Genomic DNA, 22,454 nt, shown 5'->3' with positions numbered 1-22,454 from the left:
GCTGATGGCTGTTCAGGGAAAAATTATCCTTGCGTCCTTGATGGTGCTGCTTGCGGTGGCGGGCTGCGCGTCGCCGCGGCTCCTGGCGCCGGCGCCCAGCCTCTACACCGTGCAGAACGGGTATCCCCAGGATGGGATCGCCGCACCATACCGTGAGCCTCGGGCGGACATGATCTTCGTGACCGACCGAGTCTGGGACGACGACAACAGAGTCTATACTGCGCAGCGATCCAGATCGATGACGGCAGGACAGGTCGTGGTCGATATCGGCCAGGGAACAAGCTGGGAAGACCTGATGGACCTGGCGGCGGGATCGCCGCCGTCGAGGGGCCAGCCAGAATTATCCCTCAGTGAGATCGATCGGCAGATCCGCTTTCCCGAAACCCCGCTTCCCTACCGGCTGGTGGACGGCGTCGTCGTTGAGGAGGCGGATATCGCCGAGGCCTATCAGGCGTCGCGGCTGGCGTTTCAGGACCTTGTCAGACGTCGATTATTGGACGCGAACACCGATACTGTACTGTTCTACGTGCACGGGTTCAATACAGGCTTTGACGACGCCGCCTTCGACCTGACGGACATCTGGCACTCTTCAGGGCGCGGCGCAGCCCCAGTCGTATTCAGCTGGCCAACGGTTGAAGGCAATTTGCTGGGTTATTTTTCGGCCCGCGAATCGGGGGAATTTTCGATCTTTCATCTCAAGGAGACCTTGCGCGCGCTGCGTGACATGGACGAGGTGAGAGCGATTAACATCATCGCCCACAGCCGCGGCGTTGATGTCACGACATCGGCTCTGCGCGAACTGATTATAGAGGTGCGTGCGAGCGGCCGATCTCCCAGACAGGTACTGAAGCTCGAGAACCTGATTTTCGCCGCGGCTGACCTTGATGTCTCCGTCGCCTATCAAAGGCTCGGGGCCGAACGGTTCGCGCTGGCCGTCGAACAGATCACCTTTTATTCGAACCCTGACGACGCGGCCCTGAGGCTTTCCAGCCTGGTGTCATCCGGCCTGCGCGTTGGGCGCTCCACCCGTCAGAGCTACGACGAGAATTTCGGTGATGTGTTCCTCGGGGTCGAAAACATAGCGTTTGTAAGGGTAACCGGCCTGCCCGGCGGAATTGGGCACAGCTATTTCAGGCTGAACCCCAGGGTCATCGCTGACATAGCCACCGTCTTGCAAACCGGCGCGAGACCTGGCGACCCGTCCAGAGGATTGAGACCGGTCGCCGGACCCTTCTATGAGCTGAGCGCGCGATAGCACCGCGACATCGCATTTCCGGCGCGGGGCACGCTCCGGCGTTCCGTCAAATGACCAGAAAAGCGAAGGGCAGAATCCCGAACAAGGCGTAGAGGCCCACCTGTAGACTGAGCGGGAGGGCGCGTTTACAGGTGAAGACGAACACGCAAAGCACCCCAAGGGCAGCCTCAAACGTCAGCGCCGCCGGCAGGTTCAGGTGATACCAATCCGTGCCAAGGGGATGACTGTCGGGGCCGAATACAAAATGCCCGTAGCCGGCGACCAGATCACCAAGCCAGTGGCTCAATGACAACGCCATTGCGACAAAAGCGAACATGCCCCTCCGCGTCGCCGCGAACGCGATCGCTCCGGCGAGCAAGGTCCACCCGATCTGGGGAACAAGATCGTGACTGAACGTCATGTCGATGACCGCGTTCGCCAGGGTCGGTCCAGGTTCGCCGGTGGGCGCCATCGTCTCGATGCCGAACGCGACCAAGGTGAACATGGCGATGTCGATGAGAAAGGCGCTGAGGAACAAAAGCCACCAGGGCATTTCCGGGGCGACCCGTTTGGCGACGAGTGTTGTTGCGGCGTGGCCCAGGATCATCCGTTGATTTTTTCTCCGAGCTTCATGATGGCTGCTATGGGTCGCATCATGACGACAAGGTCGGTGATCTTGCCTGAGGCGTCCAAGCGGATGATGTCTATGCCCGTGAAGGACGCATCGCCGATGCTGCCGCGGAACTCAAGCACAAAGCCCTCGTCACCGCTGAACCGGCGCGAATATTCGAAAGTCTCCAACGCATCGAACGACAACCGCAAGCTGTCGACGATTGCATCTTTGCCACGCAGCGGCATGGCGTCGGCTGGGGTGTGGTAGGTCACGTCCTCTGCAAGAAGATCGGGCAGTTGTCCCCAGTCGCCTTGATGGATGATACGTTGCCATTCGTCGAGTGAGGTTTGTTCGTGCGGGCTTCGGGTTCCAAATTGGCCGGATCTTTTTCCACTCATGATGATCTCCTGATTTCGAGGAGGTTTGACGAGACTGTTTCACCTATCATGTCGCCACAGGCAGCTGTGTGGGCCACGCTGGGATCACTTGGTCGTTTCACCGATCAGTTTCGCCACGATCTCTGCTGTAGTGAGGATCGCGTGCGCATAAGTCGGGCCGTTGATGTCATGGGCGGCATGCATGGCCTCTGCTGACATGGCTGCCGTGGCGTCGCGCACCAGCGTGACATGATATCCAAGTTCCGCCGCATAACGTGCCGACGTTTCGATACAGGTATTGGCGATCAGGCCGACGAAGATGACATGGGTTACGCCATGCTGGCGGAGCTGCACATCAAGGTCAGTGTTGGCGAAGCTGGAGGCGCCCCAGTGCTCCCTGACGACGATGTCGCCCGGCTCTGGACCGAAGCCTGGATACCAGTCTCCTCCCGAGCTGCCGACGGCGAACAGCTGGTATTCGTGCGCGGCCCTTTGTGAGGGTGTCAGGTGGGACCATCCGTCAAAATCCGTAGGCTGGTGACGATGGTGGGGCAGGATGAAGATCGGCATTCCGGCTTCACGCGCCGCCGCGCGGACGCGGGCGAGATTGGCGTGAAGATCGACGGATTTGGCGACCTCGCTGAGCGCGGGCCACATCTTGCCGTCCTCAGCGAGGAAGTCATTATAAGGGTCAACGAAGAGCAGTGCTGTGTTTCCCTTTGGGTAAGTCAGGTCGGTCATGGCTTTTCCTTTCAGTCGGGTTCAGCACGGGGACGCGAAGTGCTGGATGACGTCCCGTCTGAACAGCAATCCCAGCGCGATCAGTTGCAGGATCATGAAAAGGCCGATCCCAACGTAAACAGTCGTCGGCGAAGCCATTTCTGTCGGCATCGGGCTGATGAACTGCGTGATCAGGCCCTGCGAATAATCGAAAGCACCAATCGCATTGTAGAGGACCAGAGCGCCCCAGATTCTGATCCCTCGTTGGGTCAGGAATAGCAAAACCATGACGGGCACGAGACATCCGAGGATCGCGTCACTCAGCCAAGGGCCAAACCAGCCATTCGGCGCGATGCCGCCAAACATTTCCACTGTGGGCAGGAACAGCACGGTCTGCGCGCGAAACAGCGTTGCACCGATAAGCAACGCTATGATCCATTTCAGGATGTTGCCCATCGACGTTCGATTCATTTTTTCTCTAGTGCTGTCGCCATGCGGTTGAAAAGGAAGCGGGGCGCCAGTCGGCTCATCAGACGCAACTGTTTCGATTGTCCGGACGGCACTTCGTACTGTCTTGCCCGCATGGCTTTGATCAGGTCGTTGACGACGTCTTCTGGCCGAGACTTTTTGAATGCCGAAGCATTCATGTTGGCGGCCATGGGCGTGTCAGTTACAGGCGGGAGCAATTCGAAGACCTTGACCCCGAGCGGTATGAACTGGTGGCGCAGGCATTGTGCGACGTGGTGAATGAGCGCCTTGGTTCCCGTATAGACGGGCGTCGGCGCGAAGGCCGCGTAGGCGAGGCCGGAACTGACGAACACGACAGACGCCGCTTGGCTTTCCTTCAGGAGCGGCAAGGCCAGATAGGTCAGGGTGACCGGGGCGATGGCGTTGATTTCGATCTCGCTACGGATTTTTTCGACACCGTCCGCGACCTCCGCCATCTCGTAAGGCAGCAAGACACCGGCGCAGTTCACCAGAATGTCGAGGCCGCCAAACTCGCTTTGCATGGTCGCCAGAAGGTTCCGGCAGTCTTCAAGGTTCGATACGTCGCAGCGCACAGCGTTGACGCCCAGCCGGGTGGCCGCAGCGAAGAGTTTGGTCTCGTCCCGTCCGCAGATGGTGACCGCGCAGCCCTCACGTTTAAAACGCTCGGCAAGAGCAGCGCCGATACCGGAGGAGCCGCCTGTAATCAGGACGATCTTGTTTTTGAAATTCATTATGTTTTGGCCAGCCAGGAAGGTTTCATGATTTCGAAGACGACCGGGTGATTGCGAGTATCGCCAGTGCAAAGCTCGCCAGCGCCAGGGCGACGCGGATCCAGTGAAGCGCGACCCATAGCTGAACCGTGCCGACCATCTCATCCGGGGTGTAGTTTCCCATGAAAGACCCGATCACGACCTGGACGTGATAGCCGACGGTGATCGCGCAGTTCACCAGCCACAATCCGAAAGACCAGAGCCATAGCCGCCGCTCATTGCTGCCCTTCGGCGCGCTGAAGGTCGCGGTCGCCAGCGACGCCGTCTTGGTCAGCGCAACCGGGATGATGGTGCAGGCAATCGCGATCCAGTATTTCGGAAACAGCGCTACGAGCTGCTCGCCGCTCATTGCCGGGACGAGCCCGCCAAGACCTAGGAAGACGATGCCGAAAGACAGGCCCACCATCGTGCCGCCGCCAGCGAAAAGACCTGTGGAGAGGACCGCCAGAAAGCTAGACCGTTTCATTGCAATTTTCTCCGAGGTGGGCTCGATGGGCGAGATCAACTATTCTGCCGGCACGAACTCGAAGTCGGCGCTGACCGGGAAGTAGACGTAGAGCACGCAGGTCTCAGGTCCGAGGCAGGCGTCATAATGTGGAACATTGCCGCCCTGATAGTATGTCGACCCAGCAGTCATCACCGGACCCTGATCAAGGTCCCCGTCCTCCCAGTGTTGGAAGTTTCCGGCAATCACGACAGCATGATAGTCGTGAGTGTGAATGTGACGATCGAACGATACGCCGGCGTCAAGCTTTGAGACCTGAGCTGTGGGGACGCCCATGCCAACGCCGCCATAAACGAAGTAGACATTTGCGCCTGGAAGCAATTGCCCGAACTGGGTGTCTTCGATCGGTGTCCTGACGAGGCTATCAGTCGAAGCGCTTGCCGGATTGGTCTCGCTCTTGACCGTGCCATGAGCGCAAGCGGTGAGGGTGAGCCCCGCTACCGCAGCGGAGAGCAAAGCGGAGACTGGCAAGTGAGATTTTTTCATGTTTTCACCCCGATAGACGCGACGTTTCCCGGCTTCATGATTGAACGGGAACCTGCGAGCCGTCGCGTTGCCAAACCGGTCATCAGGTGGCCAAATGGGTCTTGCTGGCTGCCGGCCGAAGCAGCCCGACGACTAACAGACCAGCAATTGCAACGAGTGCGCCTGCGATCCCGGTCCATGCGATGCCGGACACCGCCGTGACGGTTCCGCCGAGCGTCGCACCGAGACCCTGACCGAAATAGACCATCGACCCGTTCAGCGCGAAGGCGATCGTTGCGGCCGGCCCGGCTGAATTGGCCAGCTGTGTCTGAATGACCGGGCTGGTCGCGAACAAAGCCGCCGATCCAAGCACCATTATGATGACCAACAGAGGCAGTGCCGCCCAAGCCAGGTCCACGAAGATGCCAAGGCTGAACGCAGCCTGCGTTACGGCTGTCACGCACAGAAGGCTGGCCAGCGCGGTCTTGAGGGGAAGTTTCGCCAGCGCAGCGCCGGCAGGCAGTCCAAGCAGGCTGCCTATCCCTGTCGCAATCTGAACGCCGCCGATCGCGGCGCCCTGAAGCCCGGCGAAGGCGGTAATCAGCGGGCCGATATAGCTGACGGTCGCAAATGTCGCGCCGAAGCCGAGCAGGGTGATCGCCATCAAGCGCAGATTGTCGCCCTTCAGCGCACCGGCGAAGTTGGCCCCGGCCACTTGCGGCGCCGAAACCCCGGCCGGGGCGCCGATCGCGATTATGCCGACCGCGACCGCAGAGACCGCCGCCGCAAACCAGAATGCTGCGCGCCAGCCCAAGGCGTCGCCGAGCAGGGTGCAGACTGGCATGCCAATCAGAAAGGCGAGCGTATACCCGGCCAGAACAGTCGCAATAGCGGCCGGGCGACTGCTCTCCGGCGCCATGTTTACTGCGATGGTTGAAGCCAGAGGAAGTGTGAGGGCCGCGAACAGGCCGCCTGCAATGCGGATCACGGCGATGGAACCAAAGCCGGGCGCCAAGGCGGAGGCAAGGTTCATGATCACCAGGACGACCATGACAAACAACAGTAATCGTTTGCGATCGAGACCGCCCAGCAACCGAGCCAGAACAGGTCCGCCAAGCCCGCATGCAACGGCGAACACGGTCTGCAGCTGCCCCGCAAGCGGAACGCTGATCCCAAGGCCCTCAGCCATCGGGTCAATGAGGCCGACAAAGGCAAAAGCGCTGGTTCCGAACGCGAACGGCGCAAAGACGAGGCTGATCAGGCGCAGGTTCATAAGCGGCGCCCGGACGGAGCCAGATTCGCGAAACTGGCCTTATCCGGTCGTTCGCACGCGTCCCGCCACGCGCCGCGAGATGTACGATTCAACCGTTCCCGGCTCATGCGGACAGAGCCTCGAGCCAGAGCCCGGCGCCGCCAAGAATGGCGATTAGCGTCCAGGGATAGGGCGCCGGGGGTGCGCCATAGCGCGTGATCGCCAAAAACCGCGCGGGAGAGTCCAATTGCCGCGAATCCAGAACTCTTCGCCGCAGCCACAGCGGCGCGGATGAATCCGTCGGACCGCCACGCGGCAAGCGCGAACAGCGCGATCATCGCCAGCACGGCGACCGATGCGACGTGCCAGGAAAAGTGGTGCAGCCAGACGATGTCGACGGGAAGGCCGGACAGCTTGAGCGGGCCAAGCACCTTTGGAGCGCCAAGGAATTCATGGGCGAAAACGCCGAGCGAGGCGAGGACGGCGGACGTCAGAAACAGCAAGTCGGAACCGTCGGTCACGGCTCACCAGGCCTCCTTGAACGGGCGCAAGTCGAGTTCGTGCGTCCAGGCGGAGCGATGCTGGTTGTGCACCATCAGGAAGGTCTCTGCGATCGCGTGCGGATCGAGGGACCCATCCTCGCCAAGAGTGTCTAGATAGTCAGCGAATAGCGATTGCGCCCGCTCTCCATCAACAACCCCGTCGATGATGATGTGCGCGACATGGACGCCGCGGGGTCCGTACTCGCGCGCGAGCGCCTGAGACAGGTTTCGCAACGCCCCTTTTGCAGCTGAGAAATGCGCATAGTTCGGTTTGCCTCTGAGCGATGCCGAAGCCCCGGTGAACAGCATCGAACCAGAGCCCTGCCGGGCGAGCAGCGACATTGCGCGCTTGGCCGTATGGAACCCGCCCATGAAGCCGACCTGCCAAAAGGCCTCGAACTGCGCGCTCGTGATGTCTTCGAAAGGGATCGGCGCGTTGCCTCCCGCATTGTAAATCACCGAAGAAACGGGATGCCCGATTTTCTCCACGTGCGTGAATACCCGGTCGAGGTCTGATTCAATCGTGACATCGCACACCATGGCGTCGGCCTTGCCGCCCGCATTTCGGATGGCCATTACTGTGTGATCGATCTTCTCTTGCGTCCGACCGGTGACTACGACGCGATGCCCCGCTGCGGCGAATTTCGCAGATACGGCCCCGCCGACACCCATCGTCGTGCCTGCGCCGAGAACAATAACCGTTCCTGTCATAAGCCTGTCTCCGGTGGTTTCTGCCATGTCTGAACCGGCGGTCAGGCCTTATTCATCTCCTGATATTATGGAACACACATTCCAAAACTCAATGGAAAACTTGCGACGTTTGTCCTTGCAGCTTCGAATGAGAGTTTCGCCAGCACGCTCCGGGACGGCTGGCTTCGGATCTGGCATGAAAGCCGGGCAAGGCGGCGACATCCCGCGCTGATGAAACGGAGTGTTCCATGGCCAGACCACGCTCAGCATCGAGAGAGGATCTTGCCCTTAGCGCCATGAGGGTTTTCTGGAAGAACGGCTTTGCATCGACCACTATTGAAGATCTCGTGAATGCCACCGGCGTCAGCCGAGGCGGCATCTATGGCGACTTTCGCAACAAGGAAGGCCTGCTGCTCGGATGCCTCAAAGCTTACCGGGCCACGTATGTGGACCCGGCACTTGCGATCCTGCATTCGGAAGAAGACGGACTGGCCGCCATTGATGCCTACTTCAACCATTTCATCGAGCTGCACAAACTGCACGGAATGCCCGGGCCTGGATGCTTCTTCGCGAATGCGATGACGGAAGTCGCGCCCCATGATGAAGCGGTTCAGGTCATCGTTTCTCGGCATATGGTCGATCTGCGCAAGGCCTTCCGAGGGGCGGTCGAGAGATCTGCCCGAAGCGCCGGTTTCACGCTGAAAAGCGAGGAACGCGATAGACTGGCCGGGTTCCTCGCGGCGGCAAGCCAGGGGCTCTGGTCGTATGGGCGCAGCATTGCCGACATCGGCGAGCTTGAGCGCTTCAGAGACATGCTTCTTCAGTTGCTGAAAGCACAGCTGGCCGTGTCCGCTCCCCCTGATCGCTGAATCCGGTCGCGACGGACCAAATGAACTTGAGCACCGTGTTGCGCGAAGCCCGCAGCTCCCAAGGGATCTGCTTTCTCGGCCTCTTGTCCTGAAAATACGCCCGCCGGGTCTTCGCGATCGTTTCCGGGACCAACATCCCCAACTCCCGATAGATTCGGAGGCATCGTGGTCACCTAGATCAGGGGGATCAGTTCTCGATACCGATCACCCCGATAAGAGGTCAATTTTCTACGGTGACTTATAGTTCATGGAAATTTGTTGGACTGTCTCCAACAATCTATGAGTTCCAATAAAAATCTGCCTCTCTGGTGAGAGTCGAGTATCGAATTCTTCACTCAAGCGACGCGGCTCTCGAGGGTGAGCTGCTGTTAATTTGAACTGAGTCCAGCGCGGGCGAATCGCACTTTCTGCGCAGATGTAGTTGAAACTTCCTATGGTCCATATGTTTGTTCAACACCTCGCGCCCCTCGAAGGAGCATGCTCGATCCCGCCGGGTTCGCAAGGGCGACCGCCCGCCCACAGCAATCGGGGCTCGTCCCCGCCCAGCGAGGATCGACTGAGCGGACGCGAAGGAGAGCGAGAGAGGATGGCGCACCCGAAAGGATTCGAACCTTTGACCTCTGCCTTCGGAGGGCAGCGCTCTATCCAGCTGAGCTACGGGTGCGTCGGACGCGCTTCTTAGCCCGGACCGGGCGCGGGTTCAACGCTCGCTTTCCGTGGCGCGCGCATCAGTGAAAGCCGCCACAATGGGCGAAACCGCCGGTCAAGCCTCCAAGGACGCCGCTCGTCCCGATCGGGCTGCCCGGCGGGATGTCGGCGCGCGGGGGGCTGACGCTTTCACCGCGATCAAGGCGCGCCAGCGCCGCCCTCACCGTCTGGGCGAGCCAGGCCCGGTGGCCGGCGTCCTCGGCCAGACCAAAGCGTACACCCACAGACGGCTGGGCCAGGGACTCAAGCCTTGCCCGCGCCGGCGCCGCGACGCGCGGCGCGCCGTGCTCCGCCAGATGCAGAAGCTGGGCGGCGTATTCTGTCTGAACTGCGGCGCGAATGGGCGCCAGCCTCGACGCTTCGCCGCGCACCGGCTCAAAGGCGGCCTGCTGGAAGCGGTCGAGCACCTCGCCGGGAGAGAGCTGCGTGCGGTCGACGGCGTGCTGGTCGGCCGCGCGGGCGAGCTTTTCCGGCGCCAGGGCGGCGGCGAGGGTGAGCCGGGCTGCGGCGCGCGCTGCGTCCACGCGGGAGAAAGCCGGATCGGCGCTGGAGGCGAACAGCTCGCGGCGCACCGCCCCGTCGTAGGCGGTGAAGGGGTCAGGCGCGAGCAGCGCCGTGGTCTCGTCAGCGATGTCGAGCGCCGCCGGGTCCAGGGTGGCGGCGAGCGCCTCCAGAGCGGCGCGCTGCTCAGCCGCGGGGATCATGCTGAAACCTTGCACGTCCGAGCCATTGATCTCATAGGCGAAACGGCGCCCGCCGACGGCCTTGGCGGCCGCCTCCACCTGATAGCGGTGATACAGATAGATCGGCACGAAGGTGGCCCGCAGCTCGCTTAAGGGCCGACCCGCCGGGAGATTGTCGGGGCCGAAGCGCTCCAGCGCCGCAGCGCGTACGGCCATCACCTCAGCCAGGTGTTCGACTGGATCTTCGCCATTGTCCCAAAGGCTGGCTTCCGGATAAGCAGCGCCCTCGCCCCGGGCGTGAGCGTCGGAGATATAGAGCAGGCCCTGATCGCGCGTCTCCGCAAGGATCGCCTCCAGGCCCGCGGCTTCATCGGCCGGATTGGCGAATTCAGCGTAGAGCCATCGTATCGCGGCGACATCCCACTCGCCGATGCCGGTATCATAGGCCTGGGACAGGTCGATCGCGCCGTCCGGGCCGAGCGTGGCCAGCGGGGCGGGATAGTCCATCACCGAGGCGCGCCCCTGCGTGCTGGCGATGAAGTTATGGGCGATCCCCACCGTATGGCCCACCTCATGGGCGGACAGCTGGCGCACGCGGGCCAGTGCGATCTGGACCGGATCGTCAGGCCCGCCCTGGCCGGCGCCGCCCGCCCCGATCAAGCCTTCAAAGATCATCCGGTCCTGACGCACGCGCTGGCTTCCCAGGATCACCGCGCCTTTGAGGAGTTCGCCGGTGCGCGGATCCACCACCGAAGAGCCGTAGGACCAGCCGCGGGTTTCGCGGTGAACCCACTGAATGGTGTTGTAGCGCACGTCCAGCGGGTGGGCGCCCTCGGGCAGAAGCTCGACGCGGTAGGCGTCTTCAAATCCGGCGGCCGTAAACGCGTCCGCCCACCAGGACGCCCCTTCGATCAGGGCCTCGCGCACCGGTTCGGGCGCGCCGCGATCCACATAGAACACGATCGGCTCACGCACTGGGCCGCTCTGTGCTTGCGCGTCCACGCGCTGCAGGCGATGGCGCACGGCCCAGCCGGTGCGCACCGGCTCGGTGAGCGGCGCGGCGGTGTTCTGGAAGGTCTGTTCGAACCCGCCCGACCGGATGTCGGAGCGGCGGGGGCGATAGCCGTCTTCGGGCAGAGCGACGAAGGAATGGTGCTGGATCAGCGTCACCGCGCGCGGCTCCGGCGTCACCGAGCGAACTTCCGACCCCGGGCGCGAACCCGCGAGCGTGATGCGGGCGTCGATCTCCACATTGCGCGGGAAGGCCAGGGCCTGATCCAGGATCGGCGCGCTACGGCCTTCGTCAATGGAGAAATCGCCCTCGCCCGCCTCGCGCAGGCGGCCGGCGAGGTTCATGGGATCGGAGATGAGAAACCCGGACAGGTCCACCAGAAGCCGGCCGTCCTGGGCCACCGAGGCGATATCGCCGGCCCAGATCACCGATTCCGCAAAGGACTGGCGGGTGGCGAGATCTTCCTCGGCGCCGGCGCCCAGCGCCTGAAAGCCGGGATTCTCCAGAATGAACATCACGCGCGGCCCGGCGCGCTCCACGCGCAGGATCCGCCCGCCGATCCCGAACCCGCGATCAAGACCCACCGGGTTGGAGCCCAGGCCAGCAGTGAGGCGCGCAGAATGGATATAGCGGCCGTAATGGCCCGCCACGTCCGGCGTGAAGGCGGCGAACACCGCGCCTTCGTCGATGTTCACATAAAGATCGAACACACCCTCGCGGCGCTCTGCGTCCTCGATGGTCTCGGCGAAGCTCGCTTCATCGCTCTGGGCGAACAAGGCGCCGCCCGGCGCGACGGCGAGACCCAAGGTGACGACGAGATTGAAGAGCGCGGCGCGCACCATGGCTTGGTCCTTCCCCACATTTCGGTGAAGGCGAGCCTATCCCAGCGCCAAGCCCCTGTCATGTTTCACTCAAAACACCCGCCATGCCCTGGACGATCTCGATCCGGCGGCGTCGCGCGCCGCCGGATTAAGAACGGCTTCCTCAGAGCGTACCGGACATCAGGCGGCGAGGCCGAAGATCGCCATGGACGAGTCCAGCGCGGCATCAAACCGTATGCCGGCGCCGGACTCGGTGAGCCGCACGACCTCGCCGCTGACCTCAACGCCGTCAGGCAGTTTCAGGCGAAGCTTTTGACCGGAGACTGCATCAAGCCCCTGCACCAACGCGCCGCCGCGACTTAAATCCACCATCCGGGCCGAGCGTCGCTCGCCACCGACCATGACAACGACATCGGCAGGCATCGAGAAGCGCTGGGTGTTGCGGCGATCCGTGGTTTCCGCGCTCACAGCGTCAAGAAACGCCTCCAGGGTCTGCTGCAGCATGGCGCGGCTCTGCCCCAGGTGCTGGGACGCCTCATGAACCTCGCCGGCGCGCGTCGAGGTCGTGCGCACCTCACCCAGAACCCCGGTGGAGGCCGCAGCGGACCGGGTCGTGCCCTGGGCCGCGATCTGGATGGAGTTGGAGATGTCGTTGGTGACGGCGGTCTGCTCTTCGATCGCGGTGGCGATCGCGGCGCTGATCTCGCTGACGCGATTGACCGCAGTGCTGATCTCCTTGAGCGCGCCAACGGCATTACTTGTGGAGGTCTGCACCGAACCGATCTGGCCGACGATCTCGCTGGTGGCTTTCGAGGTCTGGTCCGCCAGAGCCTTCACCTCCTGGGCGACCACGGCGAAGCCCCTGCCCGCCTCGCCGGCCCGGGCGGCTTCGATCGTGGCGTTGAGGGCCAGCAGATTGGTCTGTTCGGCGATGTCGTTGATCAGGCCAATGATTGCGCCGATGCGCCGTGCGGCCGTTTCCAGGGTGACCACGTCGGTGTTGGCGCGTTCGGTAAGGCCGACCGTGTCTCGCACCACCGAGTTGGCGGTTTCGGTCTGACGCGCGATCTCTCCAATGGAGGCGGCAAGCTGCTCTGCCGCCGCCGAGACCGACGCCACAGCGCCGGAGGCCTCCTCTGAAGAACGGCTGGACACGCTGGCGCCCTCCTTGGCCAGGGAGGCCGCATCCCCCACGGCGCTGGCCGCCGCGCCCATGCGTTCGACCTGGGTGGACACGTCCACCATGACGCCGGAAATAGTGGCGCGAAAGCCTTTGATAAGCGCATCCAGCTCGCTCTGGCGACGGCGCTCGATATCAGTGGCGAGACGTTTGTCATCGGCTAGGCGGCGCTGCTCCATCAACCCGGACTGGAAGCTGGCGAGGGATCGGGCGAGATCGCCGATCTCGTCGGCGCGATCAAGGTCGGCCGGCTCCGTCGTTACAACCCGCCCGTCCGCCACGGCCCGCAGCGCCTCGGAAACCCGCGTCATGGGACCTGTGAGTCCGCTGGAAATCCAAACGCCCGCGCCGGCGGTCAGAAGGCACACCACAAGCGTTGTGGACGCCAGCCCAAGGAACAAGACGACCAGCGGGCTGCGCACCTCGGCCAGGTCCTGAACCGCGACCAGAGACCAGTCGACGCCGAGAAACTCGACCGGCGCCCTCGCCGCCGCGACGCGTCTCGCACCATACGCCTGGGCGGTCGCATAGGAGGCGCCCGCGTCGTCGAGCATCGCCAGATCGGCTTGCGTGCTAAGGATATCGTTCGCCTCGGTGAAGCGGGAATCATTGCGCAGCAAGCCGTCGGAACCCACCAGGATCGCCTCTCCGGTGGCGCCCAGCCCGTCACTACTGGCCATGATGGCGTTGATCGCATCGATGGGCATCTGGAACACCAGAACGCCGACGCGCTCGCCGTTCTCGAACAAGGGTGTGGACAGGAAACTCGCCGGGGCGTCGTAGCTCGGCGCGTAGGCTGCGAAGTCAAAGAAGCTCAGCTCGCCCTGAGCCGCAGTCGCGCCAGCACTGAAGGCGCGCCCGAGATCGGTGGCCGCCCAGCGTCCGCCGTTCGCCGCGAAATTCGTTGCATAATCAGCTTCCTTGAAGACCGAGTAGACTAGGTCCCCGTCCATATTGAACAGAAAGATGTCGTAATAACCCTTGCGCTCCAGAAACTCGCGGAGCCAAGGATGGAAGCGGGCGTGCACCGCGTCATAGGCGGAGCCGGACGGCGCGAAATCCAGCCTGTGCTTCTCGCCGACCGGGTTGGGATTGTCCTCGATATAAGCGCGGGATAAAGCGCGCTCCGCCTCGGCGCGGGAGCCGAAAGCGGAGAAGGCGGCGTCGAACTCTGAAAGCGCCTCCAGCGTCGCCGGGCTCTGGGAAAGGGCGGCCATGTCCGCGGTGAGGCTGTCCAGATAGCGCGACAGTTCGCTTGCACGATGATCAGCCGTGGCCGTCAGGCGCTCCTGCGTAAGCTGAGCGATGGCGGTCCAGGAACTGAAGCCGGCGGCGGTGACGGCGGCCAGCATGGAAGCCAGAGCGAAGCCTACAATGATGATAGGAAGCTTCGCCCTTATAGACAGGGAATTAAGCATTGGGGGTGTCCCGAGCACGACAAGAATATTTGAATTCTTTCGGCCAAAAAACCCTACCGAACCATTACGACGGCATCGAAATCAAACGTATTCACGGACGATTGCCTTATGAAAGGTTTCACGGGCTTATTGATGCGATCGCGCCATGCGGAGAGCGCCGGTTACGGCCTAACCCTGAAGGTGGAGCACGGCGCGCCGGACATCACGTCGACCCGCCCTGTAATCGTGCAAAGGCTGGACTAAGCTGCAGTTAATGGAAAATCCCGCACTCATCCTTCTGGCGGCCTCGGGCCTCGTGCTCATGGCGATCGCCGGCGCGGCGACCACCAGCCGGGCCGGAGCGCCGCTGCTGCTGGTCTTTCTCAGCCTTGGCATGCTGGCCGGCGTCGAGGGCCCCGGCGGGCTGGATTTTCATGCCCTGGACGCCGCCTATCTGTTCGGCTCGCTGGCGCTGGCGCTGATCCTGTTTGACGGCGGACTGGGCACGCGCCTGCGCGCTCTGAAGCCGGTGCTGCGCCCGGCGCTGATGCTGGCCACGGTGGGCGTGGTGGCCACGACCGCGATCACGGCGGTGGCGGCGCGCTATCTGTTCGCCCTGAGCTGGGTGGAGGCGGGCCTCATGGGCGCCATCGTCTCCTCCACCGACGCGGCGGCGGTGCTGGCGCTTCTGGGCGGGCGCGAGTTGAAGGCGCGGGCGCGCGTCGTAACGACGCTGGAGGCGGAATCCGGCTTCAACGATCCGGTGGCGGTGATCCTTGTGACCGCCTTTGTCCAGATGCTGGCGGTGGGCGAAGGCCTTGATCCGCTTCAGCTCACCGGATCGATCCTGTGGGCGCTGGCGGCCGGCGGGATGATCGGCTGGTTTGGCGGGCGCGCGCTGGCGGCGGTGAAGAACCGGGTCGCGCTGCCGGAAAGCCTTTATCCGATCTTCGCCGTGGCCGGGGCGGTCTTCCTGTTCGCGCTGGCCCAGGCGGTGGAGGCGTCCGGCTTCCTGGCCGCCTATCTCGCCGGTGTCGCCGTGCGCGCGGTGAGCCGCAATCCCGAGCGGGAGGCCACCGTGCGGTTCTCCGACGGGCTGGCCTGGCTCTCCCAGATCGGGCTGTTCTTGATGCTCGGCCTTCTGGTTGTGCCAAGCCAGGCGCTGGCGCTGGCGGTTCCGTCACTGATTCTGGCGCTGGTGCTGATTTTCGTCGCGCGCCCGCTGGCGGTGTTCGCCTGTCTTCTGCCCGAGCGATTGACCATGAAGGAGCGCGGCTTCATCGCCTGGATGGGCTTGCGCGGGGCGGTGCCGATCTTTCTAGGGATCTTTCCCGTCATCGCCGGGGTGGAGAACGCCAACACCTTCTTCTCCGTCGCCTTCGCCGTGGTGCTGGTTTCGCTAGTGGGGCAGGGCTGGACCGCCGGCCCGATCACCCGCCTGTTCGGCGTCGCGCCGCGCCGCGTCGGCAAGTCCGGCCGCCAACTCCTGGCCGGCGCCGCGATCGCGGCGGGCGGGTTCGCCGCGCTCACCGCCGGCATCTACATCGGTTCCGGGCTTCTGGACCGTCAGGACACCGAATTGCGCCCCCAAAGCGTCGCCGAGCTGCGCCAGGCGCTGGCCCGGGTCGAGCCGGACAAAGGTCTGGCGCTGGCGACCCTGCCGCCGGATTTCGCCGGCCTGCCCGCCGGCGACCGGCGCGCTCTGTTTGTGGACGCCGTGGAGGCTCTGGCGCAGGCCCAGAACGCCAATATCCTTGATGATCGCGCCGCGATCCGGCGTTTCATGCAGGCCGAGGCCCAGGGCCGCACGATGTCGCTCTCCGAACAGGCGCTCCGCGAGGCGCTGGCCCGGCTTTATGGCGGGCGCTACGGCGATCTAGAGGATCTGATAAGCCGCGCCGACATCATCCCGCCGCGCCTGGCCGCGGCCCAGGCGGCGCTGGCCACGGGCTATGGAAGCAGCCAGACCCTGATCGTGCGCAATGCGCTGTTCGGCGGATCCGGCCATGAGACCCTGGGCGTGGCCATGGACAACTATGCGCGCCTGTTGAACACCCACCCCGATTTTGCAGGCTTTCGCGCGCGCCGCGCGGCCTTACGCGCAGCCGGTGAGGATATTGACGCCGGAATTCTGGCGGGCGAGCTCAGCGCCTATGCGTCGGGGGAGGGATATGTGGCCCAGCTGCGCGCGATCCTGAGCAGCCTGGACGCGGCGGGGGGCTGAGCCTCAAGCCGCGTTGCTGCGCACGCCGCTGGCCAGGATCGCCGAGATCGCATCGGCGTCCGGAGCCGCGCGCAGGGCGCGGCGGATCTCCTGTCGGCGAAACAGACGTGAGACCTGGGCCAGGGCCTTGAGATGCTCGGCGCCCGCCTCTTCCGGGGCCAGCAGCAGGAACAACAGATCGGCCGGGCGCCCGTCCACCGAATCAAAGTCCACCGGATGCTTGAGCCGGACGAAGACGCCGCAGACCCGGTCTACAAGATCGGTGCGCGCATGGGGTATGGCGACGCCGTCGCCCACCCCGGTCGATCCCAGGCGCTCCCGCTCGGTCACCGCGTCCAGCACTGGGCGCGCCGGGACGGTCAGTGTGCGCTGGGCCAGCTCTGAAAGGGCGTGCAGCGCCTGCTTGCGGCTGGTGGCCGCAACATCGGCCACGACGCCGCCGGGCGGAATGAGATCGGTCAACGACATGGATCGCTCGGGCTGCTTGGGACGGACCCGGCGCGCCGCCACCCGGCGCGCCGTCTTTCACTTGAGACGCCAATCGGTCCGGCTGCGCCTATTCCGCCGCCGCACCGGCGCTCCCCTTAGCGGTTCGAGAGGGATCAATCCAGCCCACATGCCCGTCGGGGCGGCGATACACCACGTTCATCTCACCCGAGCGAGCGTTCTTGAACATCAGGAAGGGTGCGTCGGCCAGGTCCATCTCGAACACCGCCATTGAGACGGTCAGGGTGCGCAGCTCGGCCACCTGCTCGGCGATGATCACCGGCTCGTCACCGCCGACCGCGCCGCCATCGTCGTCGTGATCATCCTCCTCTGCGTCCAGATCATCGCGCTTTTCAGAACGCAGGGTGATGATCGAGCCCATCTCGGCGGGCAGGTCAGGCTTGTTGTCGGCGTGGTGGTCTTTCAGCTTGCGCTTATAGCGGCGCAGACGTTTCTCCAGGTGGGTGGAGGCGTCGTCCACCGCTCCATAGGCGTCGCCGCCCTGGCCGCCGGCCTGAAAAAACGCGCCGGAGGGAAGATGAATCGAAATGTCGACCTTGAAGCCGTGCCCTTCCTTGGAGGCGGTGACGAAGGCCTCCGCCGGGCGATTGAAGTATTTCGAAGACGCGTCGGTGATGCGCTGATCAATGCGCTCGCGCAGGGACGAGGAAACATCAATGCCCTTGGAGACAAACTGAATCTGCATGGAGACTCCCTTCAAATAAGGGCGGCGCTCCAGGCGCATCGGGCGAGACGGCGCTCAGCCCGCCGCGCCTGATGCGCGGCCCGTGGGTCTACGGTGAGACAACGCTACGCCGCGGCAAAAGGGCCCGTCAATCATGACCGACTGTGAGCAAGCGCAACAAAGTCCCGCGCCCACGCCCCGTCATCTCCCGACCTCCAACGCCATGATGCAGCCCGTCACGCCAGAGTTTCAAAACACTGGGTCACGGCGTCTGGATCGGTCATCATGCCGTTGCGGGCCACATCCAGTTCGATGAATCGCCAGCCGGGGCCGCGGCCGGGTCCCACCATGGCTTCCGAGCTTGGACTATGGACCTGCCCCACGGCGTGGATGCAGGTGCGCGGAAACGCTTCCCAGCCGCCGTTTTCAAGGGCCAGAGGCTCTGTCCATTGCTTCATGGGATGCCAGGTGATGCGCCGGCGCAGCCAGGCGATATTGGCCGCGTCCTCGGCCGGCACGAGCATTTCAGGCGGATAGTGGTCCCACAAGACCATCTTGTAGCCGTCGCGAAAGTCGCGCGTGCGCTCGATCCACCAGGCGGGATACTCGCCCGTCTCGGGGTCGGGCATGATGGCGGCAGGGCGGTCCTGCGTCGGGATGAGTGCATCGAAGAAGGCGATATGGCGCACCCGCTCGCCCAGCCGGTCGGCGGCGGCGGTGATGGTGATGCCTGAAAAGCTGTGACCGATAAGGACGACATCCTCCAGCTCCTCCCACTCCACGGCGTTCATCGTGTCCTGGATATGGGTCTCGAGCCCGGTTTCCGGCGTGATGAGGTGATGGCGGTCGCCGCACCCAGTCATGGTGGGCGTGATCACGCGGTGACCGTTGGCGCGCAGCCGGTCGGCCACATGCACCCAGCACCAGCCGCCGTGCCAGGTGCCATGGACCAGAACGAAGGTCTGGCGCTGGTTGGAGCGTGAATAGGCCGGCGCCGAAAGCCCGGCGCCGGTGAGCGCCGCGGCGCCCGCTGCAAGGCCTCTGCGGGTGATGTCGGACATGAACCTCTCCTCTTCAGATCAAGGCGAGGATAACATGTCCGGACATTTGCGCGAGCGTGAGATTCGAGGGCCGAGGGCGCACTAGCTTTCAAACTCGATCAGCAGATCCTTGGCGTCGATCTGGTCGCCGGGCGCCACGTGCACGGCCTTGACCACCGCGTCGCGCTCGGCATTGAGCCCAGTCTCCATCTTCATCGCTTCGATGGTGAGCAGGCCGTCGCCGCGCTTTACCTTGGCGCCGGCTTTCACCTTCACCGATCCGACCGTGCCAGGCATGGGCGCGCCCAGATGGGCGGTGTCGCCGGCCTCGGCCTTGGGACGCTTCACCTTGCGCACTGCGGCGCGGCGATCGGGCACGCGCACCGCGCGCGGTTGGCCGTTGAGCTCGAAGAAGACGCGCGCCTCGCCCTCCTCATTGGTTTCGCCCACCGCCTGCAGGCGCACCACCAGAGTGACGCCAGGCTCGATATCCACCTCGATTTCCTCGCCCGGCTCCATGCCATAGAAGAAGACGTGCGTGGGCAAGGTGCGCACCGGGCCGTATTCCTCATAGCGTGCGGCGTAATCGGAGAAGACCTTGGGGTACATGAGATAACCCATGAGATCCTCGCCGCTGACCTCGCGGCCCAGCGTCTCGGCCAGTTCCTTGCGCGTCTGTTCAAGATCGATGGGCGCGGCGTGCTTGCCGGGGCGGTCCGTGTTGGGTTTTTCGTCGCCGAGCACCCGCTTGACGATCCTGTCCGGAAAGCCGCCCGGCGGCTGGCCGAGATTGCCGCGCATCATGTCCACCACCGAGTCCGGGAAGACCACGTCCTTGTCGGGGTCCTCCACATCGGCGCGAGTGAGGCCCTGGGACACCATCATCAGCGCCATGTCGCCCACCACCTTGGAGGACGGCGTCACCTTCACAATATCGCCGAACATCTGGTTCACATCGGCGTAGCGATAGGCGACCTCGTGCCAGCGATCCTCCAGCCCCAGCGAGCGGGCCTGGGATTTCAGATTGGTGAACTGGCCGCCCGGCATTTCGTGCAGATAGACCTCCGAGGCCGGCGCCTGCAGCCCGCTTTCAAACGCGGCGTAATGGGCGCGCACCGCCTCCCAGTAATCGGAGATCTCGCGAACCGCGGCGATGTCGATCCCGGTGTCGCGCTCAGTGAAGCTGAGCGCCTCCACGATGGTCCCGAGCGTCGCCTGGGACGTGTTGCCAGACAGGGCGTCCAGTGCGCAGTCCACGGCGTCCACGCCGGCCTCGGCGGCCGCCAGGATCGTGCCGCAGGCGATGCCCGCCGTGTCGTGGGTGTGGAAGTGGATCGGCAGGTCCACCGCGTCCTTCAGCGCCGGGATCAGCACGCTGGCGGCGGCCGGCTTCAACAGCCCCGCCATGTCTTTGAGCCCCAGCACATGGGCGCCGGCGGCCTCCAGTTCCTTGGCCATGGCGACGTAGTATTTCAGGTCGTACTTGGCGCGGTCGGGATCGAGGATATTGCCGGTGTAGCAGATCGTGCCTTCGCAGATCTTGCCGGTCTCCAGAACCGCATCCATGGAAACGCGCATATTCTCCACCCAGTTGAGGCTGTCGAACACGCGGAACACGTCGACGCCGCTCTCTGCGGCCTGGTGGACGAAGGCGCGCACCACATTGTCGGGATAGGTGGTGTAGCCCACCCCGTTAGCGCCGCGCAGCAGCATCTGGGTGAGGATGTTGGGCATCTTCTCGCGGATATCGCGCAGGCGGGTCCAGGGGCATTCCTGCAGGAAGCGATAGGCCACATCGAACGTGGCGCCGCCCCAGCATTCCACCGAGAACAATTCGGGCAGCCTGGCCGCATAGGCCGGCGCGATCTTGACCATGTCCAGAGAGCGCATGCGCGTGGCCAGCAGCGACTGGTGCCCGTCGCGCATGGTGGTGTCGGTGATCAGAAGGCGTTTCTGCGCCTTCATCCACTTGGCCACGCCCTCCGGTCCGCGTTCCTCCAGAAGCTGGCGCGTGCCAGGCGGCGGCGGGTCCGCCGGCGTGACAGGCGGGCGCGGATCGGCGATTTCGGTGCGCGGGACGGGCCGTCCTTCTGTCTCGGGATGCCCGTTCACCGTAATGTCGGCGATATAGCGCAGGATTCGCGTCGCCCGGTCGCGCCGCGGCCGGAAATCCAGAAGGTCCGGGGTCTGGTCTACGAACGTCGTGGTGTAGTCGTTCGACAGGAAGGTCGGGTGGCGTAAAAGATTGATCACGAAGTCTATATTCGTGCTCACCCCGCGAATGCGGAACTCGCGCAGGGCCCGATCCATGCGGGCGATGGCGGCGTCGGGCGTCGGCGCCCAGGCGGTGACTTTTTCCAGAAGCGAATCATAGAAGCGGGTGATCACCGCACCGGAATAGGCCGTGCCGCCATCGAGCCGTATGCCCATGCCGGTGGCGGCGCGATAGGCGGCGATGCGGCCATAGTCGGGAACGAAACTGTTGGCCGGATCCTCCGTGGTCACCCGGCACTGGATGGCGTGGCCGCCCAGCTTTATGTCGGCCTGGCTCGCCATGCCGGTGGCCTCGGCCAGGGTCTTGCCTTCCGCGATAAGGATCTGGGCGCGGACAATATCGATGCCGGTGACCTCCTCGGTCACAGTGTGCTCGACCTGGATGCGCGGATTCACTTCGATGAAGTAGAAATTCTGCGTATCCATATCCATCAGGAACTCGACCGTTCCCGCGCACTCATAGTTCACGTGCTGGCAGATTTTCCGGCCGAGCTCGCAGATCTCTGTGCGCTGAGCCTCGCTGAGATACGGCGCCGGAGCGCGCTCCACGATCTTCTGATTGCGCCGCTGGACCGAGCAGTCTCGCTCAAACAAATGATAGATCCCGCCCTGCTTGTCGCCGAGGATCTGGACCTCCACGTGGCGGGCGCGCTGGATCATCTTCTCCAGATAGCCCTCGCCGTTTCCGAACGCCGCTTCGGCTTCGCGCCGCCCCGCCAAGACCTTCTCCTCAAGCTCCTCCGGGCCGGTGATGGCGCGCATGCCCCGGCCGCCGCCGCCCCAGCTCGCCTTGAGCATGAGCGGATAGCCGACCGCCTCGGCCTCCTTGCCGATCGCGGCCATGTCCTCGCCTAGAACCTCGGTGGCGGGAATAACAGGCACGCCGGCCTCCACCGCCACGCGCCGTGCGCTCGCCTTGTCGCCCAGCGCCCGCATGGTTTCCGCGCGCGGGCCGATGAAGATCAGGCCCGCCGCCGTGCAGGCGTCCACGAAATCGGGATTTTCAGACAACAGGCCGTAGCCGGGGTGGATCGCATCGGCGCCGGAGAGCTTGGCGACGCGGATGATCTCCTCGATGGAGAGATAGGCCGCCACCGGGCCCAGCCCCTCGCCGATCTTGTAGGCCTCGTCGGACTTGAAGCGGTGAAGCGAAAGCTTGTCCTCCTCGGCGTAGACCGCGACCGTGCGCTTGCCCATTTCATTGGCGGCGCGCATCACCCGGATGGCGATTTCACCGCGATTGGCGACAAGGATTTTCTGAATGGTCATAGCGGTCCGTTCATGGCGTTAGAGGGTCAGCTGCTCCGGCTTGTAACGCATAGCCTAGACCGTCGAGCCGCTCCCGGCATCCATAGTGTCGGCAGGGTGTGAGCCAGACGCGCGCCGGGCCGCCTTGACCTTGGCGCGGGCAGGGAGTA

At 64.0% G+C, this 22,454-nt stretch carries 19 protein-coding genes and 1 tRNA gene; 3 read left to right on the top strand and 17 right to left on the bottom strand.

Features of this window, described 5'->3' with window-relative positions; all coding sequences use genetic code 11:
- Positions 1-4: 4 nt before the first annotated feature.
- Positions 5-1,255, top strand: a complete 1,251-nt coding sequence (locus ACWCOP_RS01325) for an alpha/beta hydrolase (RefSeq protein WP_478249419.1) — start codon at positions 5-7, stop codon at positions 1,253-1,255.
- 46 nt (positions 1,256-1,301) lie between these two features.
- On the opposite strand, the gene ACWCOP_RS01320 is transcribed toward ACWCOP_RS01325, so the two are convergent.
- The 10 genes from ACWCOP_RS01320 to ACWCOP_RS01275 form a co-directional block, all read right to left on the bottom strand.
- Positions 1,302-1,841 (bottom strand): hypothetical protein, encoded by a 540-nt coding sequence (locus tag ACWCOP_RS01320; RefSeq protein WP_478249418.1) that lies wholly within the window; start codon positions 1,839-1,841, stop codon positions 1,302-1,304.
- Entirely contained in the window at positions 1,838-2,245 is a 408-nt protein-coding gene (locus tag ACWCOP_RS01315) for a nuclear transport factor 2 family protein (protein WP_478249417.1), read from the bottom strand. Before ACWCOP_RS01315 ends, ACWCOP_RS01320 begins: the two co-directional genes overlap by 4 nt.
- Positions 2,246-2,329: 84 nt before the next feature.
- Complete coding sequence (locus ACWCOP_RS01310; protein WP_478249416.1) at positions 2,330-2,965, bottom strand: cysteine hydrolase family protein; 636 nt, start codon at positions 2,963-2,965, stop codon at positions 2,330-2,332.
- A 21-nt stretch (positions 2,966-2,986) separates the two neighbouring features.
- Complete coding sequence (locus ACWCOP_RS01305; RefSeq protein WP_478249415.1) at positions 2,987-3,400, bottom strand: hypothetical protein; 414 nt, start codon at positions 3,398-3,400, stop codon at positions 2,987-2,989.
- 11 nt (positions 3,401-3,411) lie between these two features.
- Positions 3,412-4,164: an SDR family oxidoreductase gene (locus ACWCOP_RS01300; RefSeq protein WP_478249414.1), complete on the bottom strand. Its 753-nt coding sequence runs from the start codon at positions 4,162-4,164 to the stop codon at positions 3,412-3,414.
- 25 nt (positions 4,165-4,189) lie between these two features.
- Complete coding sequence (locus ACWCOP_RS01295; protein ID WP_478249413.1) at positions 4,190-4,669, bottom strand: hypothetical protein; 480 nt, start codon at positions 4,667-4,669, stop codon at positions 4,190-4,192.
- 39 nt (positions 4,670-4,708) lie between these two features.
- The gene (locus tag ACWCOP_RS01290; RefSeq protein ID WP_478249412.1) at positions 4,709-5,194 is read right to left on the bottom strand and encodes a cupin domain-containing protein; all 486 of its coding nucleotides are present in this window, start codon (positions 5,192-5,194) and stop codon (positions 4,709-4,711) included.
- An 82-nt stretch (positions 5,195-5,276) separates the two neighbouring features.
- Positions 5,277-6,446: an MFS transporter gene (locus tag ACWCOP_RS01285; RefSeq protein WP_478249411.1), complete on the bottom strand. Its 1,170-nt coding sequence runs from the start codon at positions 6,444-6,446 to the stop codon at positions 5,277-5,279.
- Positions 6,443-6,946 carry a hypothetical protein gene (locus ACWCOP_RS01280; protein WP_478249410.1) on the bottom strand — a complete coding sequence of 168 codons (504 nt, stop codon included), beginning with the start codon at positions 6,944-6,946 and terminating at the stop codon, positions 6,443-6,445. The genes ACWCOP_RS01285 and ACWCOP_RS01280 overlap by 4 nt, the downstream gene beginning before the upstream one ends.
- 3 nt (positions 6,947-6,949) lie before the next feature.
- Positions 6,950-7,705, bottom strand: a complete 756-nt coding sequence (locus ACWCOP_RS01275; protein ID WP_478249409.1) for an SDR family NAD(P)-dependent oxidoreductase — start codon at positions 7,703-7,705, stop codon at positions 6,950-6,952.
- Positions 7,706-7,905: 200 nt separating this feature from the next.
- On the opposite strand from ACWCOP_RS01275, the gene ACWCOP_RS01270 reads away from it, so the two are divergent.
- A complete protein-coding gene (locus tag ACWCOP_RS01270) occupies positions 7,906-8,526 on the top strand; it encodes a TetR/AcrR family transcriptional regulator (protein WP_478249408.1) in 621 nt (206 codons plus the stop codon).
- A gap of 587 nt (positions 8,527-9,113) precedes the next feature.
- Here the strand turns inward: ACWCOP_RS01270 and ACWCOP_RS01265 are convergent.
- From ACWCOP_RS01265 to ACWCOP_RS01255, 3 genes are all read right to left on the bottom strand, one after another.
- Positions 9,114-9,190: transfer RNA gene (locus ACWCOP_RS01265), tRNA-Arg, on the bottom strand.
- A 64-nt stretch (positions 9,191-9,254) separates the two neighbouring features.
- Complete coding sequence (locus ACWCOP_RS01260; RefSeq protein ID WP_478249407.1) at positions 9,255-11,771, bottom strand: zinc-dependent metalloprotease; 2,517 nt, start codon at positions 11,769-11,771, stop codon at positions 9,255-9,257.
- Positions 11,772-11,930: 159 nt separating this feature from the next.
- Complete coding sequence (locus ACWCOP_RS01255; protein ID WP_478249406.1) at positions 11,931-14,282, bottom strand: methyl-accepting chemotaxis protein; 2,352 nt, start codon at positions 14,280-14,282, stop codon at positions 11,931-11,933.
- Between the two features lie 319 nt (positions 14,283-14,601).
- On the opposite strand from ACWCOP_RS01255, the gene ACWCOP_RS01250 reads away from it, so the two are divergent.
- Positions 14,602-16,551 carry a potassium/proton antiporter gene (locus tag ACWCOP_RS01250; RefSeq protein ID WP_478249405.1) on the top strand — a complete coding sequence of 650 codons (1,950 nt, stop codon included), beginning with the start codon at positions 14,602-14,604 and terminating at the stop codon, positions 16,549-16,551.
- 3 nt (positions 16,552-16,554) lie between these two features.
- Here ACWCOP_RS01250 and ptsN read toward each other — a convergent pair whose 3' ends face one another.
- The 4 genes from ptsN to ACWCOP_RS01230 all read right to left on the bottom strand — a co-directional run bounded on the left by ptsN (position 16,555) and on the right by ACWCOP_RS01230 (position 22,305).
- On the bottom strand, positions 16,555-17,019 hold the full coding sequence (gene ptsN / locus ACWCOP_RS01245) for a PTS IIA-like nitrogen regulatory protein PtsN (RefSeq protein ID WP_478249404.1): 465 nt from the start codon (positions 17,017-17,019) through the stop codon (positions 16,555-16,557).
- An 88-nt stretch (positions 17,020-17,107) separates the two neighbouring features.
- The gene (gene hpf / locus ACWCOP_RS01240) at positions 17,108-17,743 is read right to left on the bottom strand and encodes a ribosome hibernation-promoting factor, HPF/YfiA family (protein WP_478249403.1); all 636 of its coding nucleotides are present in this window, start codon (positions 17,741-17,743) and stop codon (positions 17,108-17,110) included.
- A 215-nt stretch (positions 17,744-17,958) separates the two neighbouring features.
- Positions 17,959-18,783: an alpha/beta fold hydrolase gene (locus tag ACWCOP_RS01235; protein ID WP_478249402.1), complete on the bottom strand. Its 825-nt coding sequence runs from the start codon at positions 18,781-18,783 to the stop codon at positions 17,959-17,961.
- Positions 18,784-18,864: 81 nt separating this feature from the next.
- Positions 18,865-22,305 (bottom strand): pyruvate carboxylase, encoded by a 3,441-nt coding sequence (locus tag ACWCOP_RS01230; protein ID WP_478249401.1) that lies wholly within the window; start codon positions 22,303-22,305, stop codon positions 18,865-18,867.
- Positions 22,306-22,454: the final 149 nt, after the last annotated feature.

Source organism: Apolloniradiicaulis salifontis (genome assembly GCF_053756655.1).
This window is presented reverse-complemented; position numbering and strand designations above follow the sequence as displayed.

Coding starts and splice junctions, on each gene's coding strand:
- ACWCOP_RS01250 (WP_478249405.1), top strand. CDS start 14,602: ATGGAAAATCCCGCACTCATCCTTCTGGCGGCCTCGGGCCTCGTGCTC.
- ACWCOP_RS01320 (WP_478249418.1), bottom strand. CDS start 1,841: ATGATCCTGGGCCACGCCGCAACAACACTCGTCGCCAAACGGGTCGCC.
- ACWCOP_RS01275 (WP_478249409.1), bottom strand. CDS start 7,705: ATGGCAGAAACCACCGGAGACAGGCTTATGACAGGAACGGTTATTGTT.
- ACWCOP_RS01315 (WP_478249417.1), bottom strand. CDS start 2,245: ATGAGTGGAAAAAGATCCGGCCAATTTGGAACCCGAAGCCCGCACGAA.
- ACWCOP_RS01300 (WP_478249414.1), bottom strand. CDS start 4,164: ATGAATTTCAAAAACAAGATCGTCCTGATTACAGGCGGCTCCTCCGGT.
- ptsN (WP_478249404.1), bottom strand. CDS start 17,019: ATGTCGTTGACCGATCTCATTCCGCCCGGCGGCGTCGTGGCCGATGTT.
- ACWCOP_RS01235 (WP_478249402.1), bottom strand. CDS start 18,783: ATGTCCGACATCACCCGCAGAGGCCTTGCAGCGGGCGCCGCGGCGCTC.
- hpf (WP_478249403.1), bottom strand. CDS start 17,743: ATGCAGATTCAGTTTGTCTCCAAGGGCATTGATGTTTCCTCGTCCCTG.
- ACWCOP_RS01325 (WP_478249419.1), top strand. CDS start 5: ATGGCTGTTCAGGGAAAAATTATCCTTGCGTCCTTGATGGTGCTGCTT.
- ACWCOP_RS01285 (WP_478249411.1), bottom strand. CDS start 6,446: ATGAACCTGCGCCTGATCAGCCTCGTCTTTGCGCCGTTCGCGTTCGGA.
- ACWCOP_RS01255 (WP_478249406.1), bottom strand. CDS start 14,282: ATGCTGGCCGCCGTCACCGCCGCCGGCTTCAGTTCCTGGACCGCCATC.
- ACWCOP_RS01305 (WP_478249415.1), bottom strand. CDS start 3,400: ATGGGCAACATCCTGAAATGGATCATAGCGTTGCTTATCGGTGCAACG.
- ACWCOP_RS01295 (WP_478249413.1), bottom strand. CDS start 4,669: ATGAAACGGTCTAGCTTTCTGGCGGTCCTCTCCACAGGTCTTTTCGCT.
- ACWCOP_RS01230 (WP_478249401.1), bottom strand. CDS start 22,305: ATGACCATTCAGAAAATCCTTGTCGCCAATCGCGGTGAAATCGCCATC.
- ACWCOP_RS01310 (WP_478249416.1), bottom strand. CDS start 2,965: ATGACCGACCTGACTTACCCAAAGGGAAACACAGCACTGCTCTTCGTT.
- ACWCOP_RS01260 (WP_478249407.1), bottom strand. CDS start 11,771: ATGGTGCGCGCCGCGCTCTTCAATCTCGTCGTCACCTTGGGTCTCGCC.
- ACWCOP_RS01270 (WP_478249408.1), top strand. CDS start 7,906: ATGGCCAGACCACGCTCAGCATCGAGAGAGGATCTTGCCCTTAGCGCC.
- ACWCOP_RS01290 (WP_478249412.1), bottom strand. CDS start 5,194: ATGAAAAAATCTCACTTGCCAGTCTCCGCTTTGCTCTCCGCTGCGGTA.